Here is a 13,003-nt window from a genome sequence, read left to right as displayed (position 1 = left end):
TGCCCGGGCCACGAGCGGCGGATGATCGAGGAGCCGCCACGAAGGAGGTGCGCGATGTTCGTGCAGATCATCGAAGGACGCGTGTCGGATCCCGACACACTCAAACGTCAGATCGACCGTTGGGAGGCAGAGTTGCGCCCGGGCGCCACAGGGCATCTCGGAGCCACGGGCGGGGTCGCGGCCGACGGTCGGGCGGTTCTCCTGGCCCGCTTCGAGTCCGCCGCGGCCGCCGAGGCGAACTCGAAAAGACCGGAGCAGGGCGAGTGGTGGGCCGAAACCGAGAAGTGCTTCGACGGCGACGTCGGCTTCGCGGACTCCGACGACGTCGACGTCTGGCTCGGGGGTGGGTCCGACGACGCGGGCTTCGTGCAGATCATGAAGGGGTCCGGTGATCGCGACAGGGCGCGTGAGATGGATGCCCTGCTCACCGAGCGCATGGCCGACTACCGTCCCGATGTCCTCGGTGGGTTCCGCGTCTGGACGGGACCCGACACAGCTGTCGAGGTGGCCTATTTCGAGAGCGAGGAAGCGGCGCGCGCCGGCGAGAAGAAGGAACCGCCACCCGACCTGGCAGCGGCCATGGCAGAACTGGGCGACGACGCGGCCGACGTCGACTACATCGACCTCACCGATCCCTGGTTGTACTGACGCACCACGACGGGGCGGAGCTGGGACATTCCGTGGTGTCCCGGGCGACCTCTAGCCTGATGCTCCGATGGCCTGCCGACGCTCGATCTCTGTTGTCGCCGCGGCCCTGGCCGCTCTCGTCCTCGCTGCGGCGTGCGGTACCGGCGATGACGACAACACCCCGGTAGCCGGCTCCGTGGGCTCGGACGGGCTCCCCGCCGGCGACGACGCGGTCATCGAGCGGGTCGTCGACGGTGACACGCTCGTCGTGGCCGGCGGGACCCGAATCCGCCTGATCGGCATCGACACACCCGAGACCGTGCACCCGTCGAAACCCGTCGAGTGCTTCGGTCGCGAGGCCAGTGCCGTCACCGAGCAGCTGCTCGCACCGGGCACCGAGGTGCGCCTCGTCTACGACGTCGAGCGCACCGACCGCTACGACCGGACCCTGGCCTACGTGTACCGGCTCGACGACGGCCTCTTCGTGAACGCAGAACTGCTGGAACAGGGCTACGCGCAGATCTCCACGTTCCCACCCAACGTGGCCCACGTCGACGAGTTCCGCGACCTCCAGACCGAGGCGCGCGAGGAGCAACGCGGGCTCTGGCAGGCCTGCGATCCCGACCTCCCTCCGCCCGACTGACCCGAGCCGGGCCCGGTCAGCCGGCGGGTGTCAACGTCGCCAGGAGGCCGTAGTGGTCGGAGAGGTTCATCATGACGTCCTCGCCGTCGACGGCCACCGACACCGGCTCGTCGAAGATCCGCTGCGTCTCCACGGTTCCGTCGAACCCGCTCACGAGGATGTGGTCGATCGTCACCCCGCCCTCGCCCTCTGCGTCGACCAGGGTGTTGTCGTTGCAGAACGTGCACGTGGCGGACTCGTCGTCGGTGTACGCGTTGTCGTAGTCACGCCCGGCGACGAGCGCGTCGTAGTTCTCCTCGAACTCGGCGGTGAAGGTGTCTCCCGCGGGACCGGTGTTGAAGTCGCCCATGAGCAGGACGGGGCTGTCGTCGTCGACCTTCTCGTCGATGTACGCGTTCATCGTCTCGATCTGGTCGGCCTGCTCCTGCGCCCAGGCCTCGCGCCCACCACCGTCGGGGTAGGGGATGTCGGAGAAGATGGCCGAGAGGTGCGTGGCGAACACGTGCACCGTGCCGATCTGATCGGTCTCGAGCTCGGCGTAGATGACCGCCCGGCGGTTGAGGGAGCTGTCCATGACGAGCGTGTCCTCGTCGACGATCTCCTGGTCGGTCAGGATTCCGATACCGAACGTCCCGCCGTAGGCGTACCCCTCACCCGGCTGAGGGTCGAGGAAGATCTGGTTCGGGTACCTCTCGGCCGCCGCCTCCTCCACCATCGCCACGTGCTCGGGCTCCCACACCTCCTGGACGACGAGGAGGTCCGTGTCGAGCTCCCCGAGTTCCTCGGCGACGACCGGGGCCCGCTCCTCGGCGAAGTCGACGAAGTTGAGGGCCAGACCGGCGTTGAAGGTGGCCGCCCGGAACGGCGTCGCGTCCGACGACGCGCCGTCTGTGGACGAGCTGTCGCCTGATGTCCCGTCGTCGCTGTCGCACGCCGCCGCGACGATCACCAGCGAGACGACGAGGACACCGACGACCCGTCGCAGCCGTTCAGATTGCATACGCCACCCCCGTGAGACTGAGGACCCCTGTCTAGTCCGTCGTACAGCGTCATGTCGCGCATAGCGTTCGGAACCGTGCCCGAGAGCCGCCGCGACGCCCAGGCCGACGACACCCGTGCGGCACTCATCGCGTCCGCGACCATTCTCTTCGCCGAGCAGGGCTACGCCGCCACAGGGACCGAGGAGATCGTGCGCAGGGCCCGCTGCACGCGCGGCGCCCTCTATCACCACTTCAGGAACAAGTCCGACCTGTTCCGCGCCGTTCTCGAAGACGTGGAACGAACTCTCATCGAAGGTCTGGCAGCCGAAGGCGCACTCGGAGCCGACAACTGGGAGCGCTTCCGAAACGGGTGCGGGCTCTTCCTCGATGCCTCCCTGGAGCCCACGGTTCAGCGCATCATGCTCGTCGACGGCCCGGCCGTTCTGGGCTGGCAGGCCTGGCGCGACGTCGAGCGCCGGTACGGGTTCGGCCTCGTGGGCACGTGGCTCACGCGCGTGATGAACGACGGGCTGATCGACGAGCAGCCCGTGGACGCCCTCACGCACCTCATCGCCGGGGCCATGAACGAGGCCGCGATGTCCATCGCCCACGCTCCCGACCCGGCGGCGCGCCGCGCCGAGATGGGCGCGACCCTCGACCGCCTGCTGGATGGCCTGCGCCCGCGGGGGTGACGGACCCGTTCCGACAGAACGGGACGACCCACCACGGCAACATGCAGTCTGTATGTAAGATACGGGAGGTATGGCGGACAACCATCCCAACCCGTGGTCGATTCTGGAGCCCGCCAACGCGGCCGATCCCCACGCTGCCTACCGTGACGTGCGCGAGACGTGCCCCGTGGCGCACGTCAGCGACGTTGAGCAGCACACGGTGTTCGTCCTACGCGACGAGCACGTGCGGGCGGTGTTGCGCGACCCGGCGACCTTCTCGTCGTCCATGGACGCCGTCCACATCGGCCAGGACCGCCCCCTCATTCCCCTCCAGCTCGACCCGCCCGACCACGCGCGGTACCGGCGGATGCTCGACCCCCACTTCTCGGCGGCACGGATGGCCGCGCTCGAGGACGACATCCGCAAGCTCGTGGCCGAGCTCGTCGAGCCGTTGATGACCTCGGAGACCTGCGACCTTCACGCCGAGTTCACCGAGCCGCTCCCCTCGACGATCTTCGTGCGGTTGATGGGACTTCCCTTGGAGGACCTCCCCACGTTCCTCGAGATCAAGGAGGGCATCGTCCGCCCCGACGGCGACACCGCCGAGGAGCAGAACGCCGAGCGTGCACGTGCCGGCGCGGCGATGTACGAGTACTTCGGTGAGGCGATCGAGCACCGGCGGCGCCATCCTGACGACGGCCTGTTCAGCGCTCTCATCACCTCGGAGATCGACGGGCGCCCGGTCACGAACGAGGAGATGCTCGACATCTCCTTCCTGATGATCCTCGCCGGCCTCGACACCGTGACCGCGACCCTCGACTGCTCCTTCGCCTATCTGGCGCGTCACGCCGACCGGCGACGTGCGATCGTGGAGCGGCCCGAGATCATTTCCTCCGCTGTGGAGGAACTGCTCCGACACCAGACACCCGTGCAGGTCGTCCTCAGAATCGTGCGCGAGGCCGGCGAGATCGGAGGTGTGGAGATCGCTCCCGGCGACAGCGTCGCCGTGGTGCTGGGCGCGGCCAACACCGACCCGCGCGGTTTCCACGACCCCGAAATCGCCGACTTCGAGCGTCAGCCCAACCGCCACCTGGCGTTCGGCAGCGGTCCGCACCGCTGCCTGGGCTCACATCTCGCCCGTCTCGAGCTGCGCGTCGCGCTCGAAGAGTTCCACCGCAGGATCCCCGACTACGAACTCGAAGCCGGCACAGAGCTCGAGTTCTCGGTGGGGGTCCGCCAGGCCACAGCGCTGCCCCTGCGGATCCGTGCCGCGGCCCCGGTCGTGTGACGCGCGGGTGCGTCGCAGATCGGGCCATCACGCACCGACCTGCGACGCACGTCGCGGGCTGGGGAGCTGCTAGAAGCCGTACCAGCTGAGGCACTCCTCGAGCGTGGGTGGCTCGTACGACAGGACTTCGGAGTCGTATGTCACCTCCGCTCCGTCGCTGGAGGTTGCGCTGTACTCGACGAAGCCGTCGTCCCATCCGTCGATCGTCGACTGGCACTGTTCGGTCGCCCAGGCGGCGAGGTCGACGTCCTCGGTGTAGGTGATCGACACGTCGTGGGTCGTCGGTGCCGCGTCCGTCACGTTGATCGTCACCGGACCGGAGTAGGTCCCGGCCTCGATCACCTCGGGCACGTCGCTCATGATCCACGAGAGCATGTACGGGTCGACCGTGATCCCGAGCGACGTCTCCTCCCCGGCCTCGACCGTGACCGGGAGACCGATGCGGAAGCTCCCCGAGAAGACCACACCGTCGGGTCCGTTCAGCGTGAAGTCGACGCTCGACACCGTCGCCCGGGCGGTGCGGTCGCCCGTGTTCACGGCGACGAGCTCGGCGAGGAACGTCCCGTCCGACCCGACCTCCGTGGGGGTGAGGCGAATCGAGAAGTCGATGGCCTCGGCGCCCAGGGGTGGGAGCTCTTCGAATCCGCCCTCGTGTCCACCGCTCGGAGCCTCCGGCGCCGGCGGGCTCGACGGCGTGGTCGGAGGCGTGGTCGGAGGCGTGGTCGCCGCCCCTCCCCCGGTCGGGGCTCCCGCCGTGTCGCCGGGTGCGGCGGCAGCACCGGCGAAGGCCGCCGCCGCGGCGATCGCATCAGCGGCGGCGTCGAAGACGGGGTCCTCGAAATCGGCCGTCGGGAAGGCAACCGCCGCCTTGCCGGCCGCCTTGCCCTCCGCCGGGGCACCCGCGGCGGCGGGCAGTCCCGCCGTTGCCACGGCGAGTGCCGCGACTCCGGCTGCAACGAGTCGGAAGCGGTTCCGCAAGGCGAATCGGCGGGAGGAACGCAGTCTGACGTGTCCCTCGACGGTGTCGGGATGTGCGACCCCGTGTTCCCAGTACTGCATGGCTGGACCTCCGTGGTGGTCTCGTGACGCTTTCGCGCTGACACGAGGACAGACGTCCGAGACCGCGGGAGGGTTGACACCATTCGGAGATTCCCTACAAATACCGCGTTCCGCGCGCGGCTAGGAGCAGGAGGTGAGCAGGTCCGCACCGACCGCGGACAGGTCGAGCTCCGCGAGGGCCTCGGGATCACCGAGGGTCGCGATGTCGACGCTGTCGACGACGCCGTCGGCGACACAGCGCGATGTGTCGAGGGTGCCGCCGGCGCTCAGGCCGCCGACGAGGATTCCCGAACGGGCCGCGAGTGCGCCGAGTGCCTGCGAGGCCTCTCCCACCTCACCCGCCGGTGCCGCTGCGCCACCGCAGACATCGAGGTGTATCCGACCGTCTGTGCTCGACGCCGTGGCGGAGCCGGTGGGCATCGTCGCCGCCCACGCCGACAGGTTCCGTTCGATGAGCGACGTCCCCTCGTCACCGGCCCCGACGAAGACCGCGTCCACGCACACCTCGTCGCCCGAGCGGTAGGCCACGTAGCCGTCGCCACGCCAGGCGAGAGCGGTGTCGACCGCTTCGGGTGCGCCCACGCGGTCGCCGATCATCATCGTGAGCGCGAGGATCCCGAACTCGCCGTCATCGATCACGTCGGCGCCGTCGGGTGCCGCGGGCACCTCGACCTCGGTCAACTCCGCGCCGTCGAGAAGGAGGCCGGGGTCGATGAGCTCGACGTCGAGCGTCGGCGGATCCTCGAAGGCGTCATCGATGCTGTCGGTGCCGTCGCCCTCACCCCCGAAACGCAGGGCCTCCCGCATCAGCAGGCCGAACGTGTAGGGCGCCGATTCGCCCAACAGGATCGATTCCGGGAGCCCCTCGAGGTCGATCCCGGCCTCCTCCACGATCTCGGTCTCCTCGTCGTCGTACTCCTGCTGCTCCCCGGCCGACAGGCTCTCGACGTAGTCGAGCTCGACGGCGACGGCGTCGCCCTCCACGAGGCCACGGTACGCGATCCCGGTGTCCTCGTCGTCGAGGCGCTCCTCCAGGTCGAAGTGCTGGTCCTGGAGGGCATGGACCATCTCGTGGACGACGGTGCCCGCCACGTAGGGCGTGATCTCGTCACCCTTCACGAAGAGGCGCTGCGTCGTCGGGTCGTAGAAGCCGGCGGTGCCCTCCCCCACGATCCGGTCGGCCGCCTCCTCGGGGTCGTAGTCGTCGCCGACGAGACCGAGGACCGCGAGCACGTCGGCGACATCTCGCGCGTCGGTGACGTCCTCGTCGGTGATGTCGTTCGTCTCACGGAACGCCGCGAGATACTCGTCGTCGTCGGCGATGAACTCCACGTCGACCGGCTCCCGGAAGGCCAGGCCGCGCGACTGCTGCACGAAGTCGCGGTACTCCACGATGCGGTCGTCCCACGTCGTCGGCTCCGATCCGTCGGATGCCAGTACGACGACAACGACCACGACCGCGATGCCCACGACACCGAGGACGCCGACGACGAGCAGCACCAATAGGCCCGGCGAACGCCGCGATGTCCCGCTGTCGGGTGGTCCGCCCGCCCCCACACCGAACGGGTCAGGATCGGCCATGCAGATGTCCCGTCTCGTTGAAGCTGAGAAGCGTCGGGCCCGGACCGACGCGTGTGAAGGATGCCAGGTCGAGAAACGAGCGGAACGTCACCCCGTCGCCCACGCCGAGCGCCCAGGCGAACGCCGCCTTGATGGGAGACACGTGCGAAACCGCCACGACCGGGGTTTCCCTGCTCAGCCACTCCTCGGCGAACGACACGACACGCCCCCGCACGTCGTCGAGGCTCTCCCCACCCGGGGGAGCGAACGAGGGGTCGCTGCGCCAGGTGGACCAGGCGTCCGGGCCGATCTCGTGATGGGCGCGGCCGTCCCAGTCGCCGTAGTCGAGCTCGATCAGCCGCTCGTCGGGCGCCACCGTCGTTCCGAGAGCGGCGGCGATGGTGGCGGCGGTATCCGCGGCACGCTCGAGGGGGCTCGTGACGACGGTGAAGGATCCCGTGGCGGCGAGTGCCGCACCCATCGCGTCCGCCTGGCTCCGACCGTGCTCCGTGAGTGGAGCGTCGTTGCGCCCGAGGAGGCGGCCTTCCCGGTTGGGAACCGTCTGGCCGTGGCGGGCGAAAACGATCACGACAGTTGGCCGACGGCGTCGAGACGACCGTTACGGAGAAAGAAGCGGCGTCGCTTCCGGTCGCGGAGCCCGAAGTTGTTCCAGATCCAGAGCCACCCGGCCAGGCCGAGCGCCTCTTCGGCCAGGAGGACCGGCAGCGGCGGAAGGAGCGGCACGTCCGGGGTCGCCGTCCCGAGGACGGGCCACGCGAAGATCTCGGCGTTCAGCCATGCCCCCGACAGGACGAGCCCGCAGAGCATCCCGAACGGGAGGAAGAGGAGCCGCCGGCGCAGCCTGCGATGGCCGATCGTGGCGGCCATGACACCGGCCAGCACCACCGCGGCCGCCAGCAGTGAGTGGCCCACCGCCTGGCGTCCGGCGGGGAGATCGGCGGCAAGCGGGAGGAGCGCCCCCAGGGCGACCATGCGGTGGTCGACGGCGGGGTCCCGCAGGACGGTCCACGTGATGACGATGGCGCCTGCGGTGTACCAGAGAAGCACGGCCTGATCAGATCGCCGGCAGACGTCGGCGTGACGATGTCACGACGGGACCAGGATGCAGCCGCAGTTGTCGCAGTAGGCAGGGACGTCGTCGTCCTGCTTACGGAGCCGCGCCACTTCGGTGGCCGGTAGCGACAGGTGACATCCCTGGCAGGTGTCACCGACGAGACGAGCCGCACCCACACCACCCACACGTGCGCGAACCCGGCGGTACTCGTCGGCGAGTGATCCCGGAACCGTCGCGACCAGCTCGTCACGCGCCTGCTCCTCCTGGGCGATCTCCTCATCGCACGTCGCTTCGGCCTCGCGAAGGGCTTCGGCGAGGCCGTCGGCACGAGCGGAGACCGCGGCGCGACCCTCCTCGACCTCGGCGAGTCGGGCCTCGATGCCCTCCCGCTCCTCCATGACCCCCAGCTGCCGGTCTTCGACACCTCGCTGGTGGCGCCGCAACTGGTCGATGTCGGCTTGGAGCGCCTGTAGCTCGCGGGGTGAGGCGATCTCTCCCGAGTAGAGCTTCGCCTCATCGCTCGTGATGCGCTCCTCGAGCGTGGCGACCTCGTCGGACAGCGCCCTCTCCCGCGCAGTCAGCTCGTCGCGGTGGGCTCCGAGTGCGGCGGCCTGGTCGTCGAGTTCGGAGAGCTCGCGCTGACGGGCGGCGAGGTCGTCGCGCTCGGGGATCGTCGCGCGGCGGTGACGGACCTGATCGGCTGCTGTGTCATGTGCCTGGATGTCGAGCAGCGTGTGCAGCGCTCCCATGGGCTGGCGAGCCTACCGCCCGCGTCGCGGGGTACCGGTACCTGTCAGGGGCCCGTGGACGGTGGTGGCTCCGTCGTCGGAGGAGGTTTCGTCGTCGGGGGCGCCGTGGGCGGTGGCTCCGTGGGCGGTGGCGCCGTGGGCGCCGGCTCCGTGGGCGCCGGCTCCGTGCTGGGTGGTGCGGGCTCGGTGGCCGGTGGCGGCGTGAAGTCCTGCACGGGGGCGGACTCTCCGCGCCCGTTCTCCGTGATGTTCGCGGGGCTCGGCCACTGCGACTCGTCGGGTGACGGGAACGTGCACGAATCCGAGCCCGCCAGTGCGTCGGACATGTACTTCCCGAAGATCTCGGCCGGGTAGGTGCCACCGAACACGGTACGACCGCCGACGCTGGTCATCTCGTTGATCGTGGAGTCGGGGTCGCCCATCCACACGGCTGATACGAGGTCGTCGCACGAGTAGCCCACGAACCAGGCGTCGACGTTGCGGTCTGTCGACCCCGTCTTGCCGGCGACCGGGCGGCCCGGGATGGCCGCGGCCGTTCCCGTTCCGCGTGTCACGACGCCCTGGATCACGTCGGTGATGGTGTAGGCGATCTGAGGATCGAGCACCTGCTCGCCGGCGAGCGACTCCTCGAAGATCAACTCGCCCTGGGAGTCCTCGACGCGCGTGACGAACACGGGCTCGTGCTTGACGCCACCGTCGGCAAACGTGGAGTAGGCCGTGGCCATGTCGAGAGGCGACACCGTACTCGTCCCGAGGCTCAGCGAGAGGTTGGCGCCGAGCTCCGACTCGATACCGATCCGGTTGCCCATCTCGACGGTCTTCTCCGGGCCGAGTGCCTTGTTGAGCCGCACGTACGCGCAGTTGATCGAGTTCTCCGTCTGCGAGCGCAGCGTCGCCGTACCGGACGTCTGCCCACCGGGGGCGTAGGGCTTGTCCTCACCGATGTCGAACGAACAGCTCGACCCCGAGATCCGGTCCTCCACCGAGTAACCGTTCTCGAGAGCGGCGGCCAGGGTGATCGGCTTCATGCTCGAACCGGGCTGTCGGGTTCCCTGGACCGCCAGGTTGAACTGGGTCTCGGAGAAGTCACGCCCGCCGACCATGGCCTTGACCTCGCCGGTCTTCGGGTCCATCGACACGACCGCGGCGGTGAAGGTCGGCTGTGGAGGCACGATCTCGTCGACGGCCTGCTTGGCGAGCTGCGACAGGCGCGGGTCCTGGGTCGTGTGGACCCGGAGGCCTCCCGTGAGCAGTGTCGCTTCGCGCTCCTCGGCGGTCTTCCCGAGCCGCTCGTCCTGGAGGAGACGCCGCTGCACCTCCTCGACGAAGTAGGTATTCGGGCGCAGCTCGGCAGGTGGGCGTAGCGTCGGGAGCGCTGCGAAGTTGCAGAACGCCTGCGTGTCGCGGTCGATGTAGCCCTGCTCCTCCATGGCCTCGAGGACCGCGGTACGGCGCTCCACCGCGCGTTCGGGGAAGTCGAACGGGTTGTTGCCCGACGGCGACTGGATGAGGCCCGCCAGGAGTGCTGCGCTGCACACGTCGATCTCGGCCAGCGGCTTCCCAACGATCCGTTCGGAGGCCGACCGGATCCCGTAGGAGTTCTCGCCGAAGTACACGGTGTTCATGTATTCGGTGAGGATCTCCTCCTTGCTGAGTTCCAGGTTGAGCTGGTACGCCAGCACGACCTCGCGGATCTTGCGGCTCACCGACCGTTCGGGCGTGAGCACGCGCTGCTTCACGAGCTGCTGCGTGATCGTGGATGCACCCTCTTCGATACCACCCGAGCCGAAGTTCCTCAGCGCCGCGCGACCCATCGCCTCGATGTCGATACCCGGGTTGTCCCAGAAGCTGCTGTCCTCGATCGCGATGACAGCCTCGATCACGACGTCGGGGAGATCGTCGTACTCGACGGTCTCGCGGTTCTCGAGACCGAGCTGGCCGATCTCGTTGCCGTCGGCGTCGAAGACGATGGAACGCTGGGCCACGGGCGTGAGCTCGCTCGCGATCGCCGGCTGCGACTCGGCGGCGTCGGACCACTCGACGATCCCGGGCGCGGCGAGGGCGGCGGCGGCGCCGACGGCGACGCCACCGACCGCGACGATGACGATGAAGCGGAGGATCTTGGTCACGTGAGTCTCAACGCTCCCACAGGATGCGGACGGTGCTGATGCGGTCGGGCCTCCGGTGACAACGTCGTCGGCGCCGGGCGGGTTCCCGAACGCCCGAAAGGCCTGATTCGGACGTGGTGGTCACACGGCGGCCGTCAGCGACAGGCCACTGCCGCCTGCACCCCACCGTGGTCGGAGGCCCAGACGACACCGTCGACAGGCTCCGGCGCCGGTTCGGCGGCGAACGGACCGGTCCGTGAAGGGTCGATTCTAGGCGTGCACGACCCGGTTCCCCGCACCAGAACGAAGTCGATCCGGGAGTCGTAGACCTGGGACGGGTCACCCAGGTCGCCGAGAACCCCACCCGTACCCACACAACACGTGCAGCCCTCGCCGGTGGCGGGGTCGCATTCGGGGTTGCCACCCTGCGTCCAGGTGTCCTCGAAGCCGGCGTCCAGGAACGTGGTGATGCGGGGGTGGTCGACAGGCTGGTTCAGGTCGCCCGTGATCACGGTCAGGTCGGCGGGTGACGGGACGCCGTCGAGGAACGCCAGAAGTTCCCGGGCCTGGCACGTCCCGGTCTCGAGCCCGTTCTCGCAGAGAGGCTGCGGGCAGTTCGTCGCATCGCAGCCGGGGTTGTTGGAACTGCTCGCGAGGTGCGTCGTGACAACGTCGACGGGCCCGAGCGCCGAGTCGACCCGCACGTACTGCGCGCCCCAGGGGAAGCCCGCGAGATCGATGAAGCTCTCGTCGAGCACGGGTAGAGAGGTGAGCACCATCTCCTGGTCGAGCGTGTTGTGAGGTTCCCCCTCCGGGGTGAAAACGAGATCGTACGCGCCATCACACAGATCGGGAAGCCGCTCGGGAACGAGCTCGGTCTGACGCGGGCCGATCTCCTGGAGCCCGACGATCTCGGGGCACCCGGACGCCTCGATCTCCTCGAACAGGAAGTCGAGGCGCGCCGGCGCCGCACAGGCGTCGGTCGCGGGCGGGCAGATCGACGGGTCGATGCCATGCAGCACGTTCAGCGTTGCGATGTGGAGGATCTCGCTGTCAGGGGCATCCGACGGGGACGACTCGACAGGTCCGTCCGCTGTCGACGGATCCGATGCGGATCCGTCGTCACCGCCCCCGGAGGTGCACGCCACTCCCAGGACGACGGCAACGGTGGCCAGTACAGCTAGTTTCTTCATGTTGATTCCCGCGATGCCGTGTCGCGGACCGTACTGGAGGAGACGCCGTGGCGCGTCGGTCGCGTAGGAGACAGCAGGTCGTGGCCGTCGTGGTGGTGGCGGCGATGGTGCTCGCCCTCGTCGCCTCGGCGGTGGGCCTGCTCCTCAGCTAGAGGGGGTCCTGGAAATTCTGGCCGCCGTTCGCGACGTTGGCGGTCCACTGCGCGCCGTCCCAGTAGCGGTACTCGTAGCGACCCATCGGATCAGGGTGCCACGCTGCGGGCTGTGACGACTCCGCGGCCGGCTGCGGAGTCGGCTCGGCTCCGGGGGGCTGCGCCTCGGCGGGCGCCGCCCACCCCGCCGCTGTGGGGTCGTCGCCGCCACTTCCGGGCGCGTCCCCCGCGGGCGCCGCCTGGGCAGGTGGCTGCTGGGCAACGGGGGGGACCGTTCCGGCAGCCGGCGCGCCGGGTGCCGTTCCGGCGACCTGGGGCGGCGGCTGGCTCCACCCGCCGGCCGGAGGGGTCTGCCACGTCTGGGGCGTCTTCTTCACACGGCTCTTCACGATCTCGACGATGCCGCCGGCCAGCATCAGGCACGCTGCGACCCACGCCAGGATCGTGCCGGCACCGGGATCGAAGAAGCTTTCGTCGCTCTCGGTGAGGTCGAAGCCGAGTCGGTCGTTGAAGAGGGCGTCGAGCGCCGCGATCCTCCCGATGGCCAGCCAGAAGATTGCGACCGAGGCGACAATCGCGAGGATCCCGAGGGTGAGACGCGCCGCTCGCGTGGGCGGCGTGGCGTTCGCCTTCGAGTACACGACCATGACGGCGTAGACAGCGATCCCGACACCCACGAAGACCGCGGCGATCGACAGGCCCTCGTAGCCGAATCCGTCGGGCAGCGACGTCCACGCGTTCGCCGACTCGTCGCCGATCGGCACCTCGACCCAGGGGAGGAAGGAGACGGGAACGAGGGCGAAGCCCGCGATCGCCGTGAGGAGGGCCCCGAGAGTGCCGCCGGTCGGTCGCTCCGGCTGTGTCGTGCCTGCCGTTTCCCACGTGTTCGTCATGGCGG

At 69.2% G+C, this 13,003-nt stretch carries 13 protein-coding genes; 4 read left to right on the top strand and 9 right to left on the bottom strand.

Translation table 11 applies throughout. The annotated features are described in order from the left end of the window. The first annotated feature begins 54 nt into the window (after positions 1 to 54). Both R3A49_00775 and R3A49_00770 read left to right on the top strand, forming a co-directional pair. Positions 55 to 648: a hypothetical protein gene (locus R3A49_00775; GenBank protein MEZ5169263.1), complete on the top strand. Its 594-nt coding sequence runs from the start codon at positions 55 to 57 to the stop codon at positions 646 to 648. A gap of 67 nt (positions 649 to 715) precedes the next feature. Further along, positions 716 to 1,270 (top strand): thermonuclease family protein, encoded by a 555-nt coding sequence (locus R3A49_00770; GenBank protein ID MEZ5169262.1) that lies wholly within the window; start codon positions 716 to 718, stop codon positions 1,268 to 1,270. A gap of 16 nt (positions 1,271 to 1,286) precedes the next feature. On the opposite strand, the gene R3A49_00765 is transcribed toward R3A49_00770, so the two are convergent. Beyond that, a complete protein-coding gene (locus tag R3A49_00765) occupies positions 1,287 to 2,270 on the bottom strand; it encodes an endonuclease/exonuclease/phosphatase family protein (protein ID MEZ5169261.1) in 984 nt (327 codons plus the stop codon). A 75-nt stretch (positions 2,271 to 2,345) separates the two neighbouring features. On the opposite strand from R3A49_00765, the gene R3A49_00760 reads away from it, so the two are divergent. Both R3A49_00760 and R3A49_00755 read left to right on the top strand, forming a co-directional pair. After that, entirely contained in the window at positions 2,346 to 2,942 is a 597-nt protein-coding gene (locus tag R3A49_00760) for a TetR/AcrR family transcriptional regulator (GenBank protein ID MEZ5169260.1), read from the top strand. A gap of 70 nt (positions 2,943 to 3,012) precedes the next feature. Further along, positions 3,013 to 4,209, top strand: coding sequence for a cytochrome P450 (locus R3A49_00755; protein MEZ5169259.1), 1,197 nt, complete (start codon positions 3,013 to 3,015; stop codon positions 4,207 to 4,209). Between the two features lie 69 nt (positions 4,210 to 4,278). Here the strand turns inward: R3A49_00755 and R3A49_00750 are convergent, their stop codons facing one another. The 8 genes from R3A49_00750 to R3A49_00715 form a co-directional block, all read right to left on the bottom strand. Further along, entirely contained in the window at positions 4,279 to 5,268 is a 990-nt protein-coding gene (locus tag R3A49_00750; GenBank protein MEZ5169258.1) for a hypothetical protein, read from the bottom strand. Between the two features lie 120 nt (positions 5,269 to 5,388). Beyond that, a complete protein-coding gene (locus R3A49_00745; GenBank protein ID MEZ5169257.1) occupies positions 5,389 to 6,849 on the bottom strand; it encodes a hypothetical protein in 1,461 nt (486 codons plus the stop codon). Further along, on the bottom strand, positions 6,836 to 7,417 hold the full coding sequence (locus R3A49_00740; protein ID MEZ5169256.1) for a histidine phosphatase family protein: 582 nt from the start codon (positions 7,415 to 7,417) through the stop codon (positions 6,836 to 6,838). Before R3A49_00740 ends, R3A49_00745 begins: the two co-directional genes overlap by 14 nt. After that, on the bottom strand, positions 7,414 to 7,896 hold the full coding sequence (locus R3A49_00735; protein ID MEZ5169255.1) for a PH domain-containing protein: 483 nt from the start codon (positions 7,894 to 7,896) through the stop codon (positions 7,414 to 7,416). The genes R3A49_00740 and R3A49_00735 overlap by 4 nt, the downstream gene beginning before the upstream one ends. Before the next feature lie 39 nt (positions 7,897 to 7,935). Then, positions 7,936 to 8,652 carry a C4-type zinc ribbon domain-containing protein gene (locus R3A49_00730; GenBank protein ID MEZ5169254.1) on the bottom strand — a complete coding sequence of 239 codons (717 nt, stop codon included), beginning with the start codon at positions 8,650 to 8,652 and terminating at the stop codon, positions 7,936 to 7,938. Between the two features lie 44 nt (positions 8,653 to 8,696). Continuing rightward, complete coding sequence (locus R3A49_00725) at positions 8,697 to 10,781, bottom strand: transglycosylase domain-containing protein (protein ID MEZ5169253.1); 2,085 nt, start codon at positions 10,779 to 10,781, stop codon at positions 8,697 to 8,699. Between the two features lie 134 nt (positions 10,782 to 10,915). Next, the gene (locus tag R3A49_00720) at positions 10,916 to 11,953 is read right to left on the bottom strand and encodes an endonuclease/exonuclease/phosphatase family protein (protein ID MEZ5169252.1); all 1,038 of its coding nucleotides are present in this window, start codon (positions 11,951 to 11,953) and stop codon (positions 10,916 to 10,918) included. A 148-nt stretch (positions 11,954 to 12,101) separates the two neighbouring features. After that, complete coding sequence (locus R3A49_00715) at positions 12,102 to 12,998, bottom strand: DUF2510 domain-containing protein (GenBank protein MEZ5169251.1); 897 nt, start codon at positions 12,996 to 12,998, stop codon at positions 12,102 to 12,104. Between the last annotated feature and the right edge of the window lie 5 nt (positions 12,999 to 13,003).

It is taken from the genome of Acidimicrobiia bacterium, from assembly GCA_041394025.1.
Lineage (GTDB): Bacteria > Actinomycetota > Acidimicrobiia > IMCC26256 > JAOSJL01 > JAOSJL01.
The sequence above is the reverse complement of the archived record's forward strand: the minus strand, read 5'-3'. Positions and strand labels throughout refer to the sequence as shown.

Coding starts and splice junctions, on each gene's coding strand:
- R3A49_00775 (MEZ5169263.1), top strand. CDS start 55: ATGTTCGTGCAGATCATCGAAGGACGCGTGTCGGATCCCGACACACTC.
- R3A49_00770 (MEZ5169262.1), top strand. CDS start 716: ATGGCCTGCCGACGCTCGATCTCTGTTGTCGCCGCGGCCCTGGCCGCT.
- R3A49_00765 (MEZ5169261.1), bottom strand. CDS start 2,270: ATGCAATCTGAACGGCTGCGACGGGTCGTCGGTGTCCTCGTCGTCTCG.
- R3A49_00755 (MEZ5169259.1), top strand. CDS start 3,013: ATGGCGGACAACCATCCCAACCCGTGGTCGATTCTGGAGCCCGCCAAC.
- R3A49_00750 (MEZ5169258.1), bottom strand. CDS start 5,268: ATGCAGTACTGGGAACACGGGGTCGCACATCCCGACACCGTCGAGGGA.
- R3A49_00745 (MEZ5169257.1), bottom strand. CDS start 6,849: ATGGCCGATCCTGACCCGTTCGGTGTGGGGGCGGGCGGACCACCCGAC.
- R3A49_00730 (MEZ5169254.1), bottom strand. CDS start 8,652: ATGGGAGCGCTGCACACGCTGCTCGACATCCAGGCACATGACACAGCA.
- R3A49_00720 (MEZ5169252.1), bottom strand. CDS start 11,953: ATGAAGAAACTAGCTGTACTGGCCACCGTTGCCGTCGTCCTGGGAGTG.
- R3A49_00715 (MEZ5169251.1), bottom strand. CDS start 12,998: ATGACGAACACGTGGGAAACGGCAGGCACGACACAGCCGGAGCGACCG.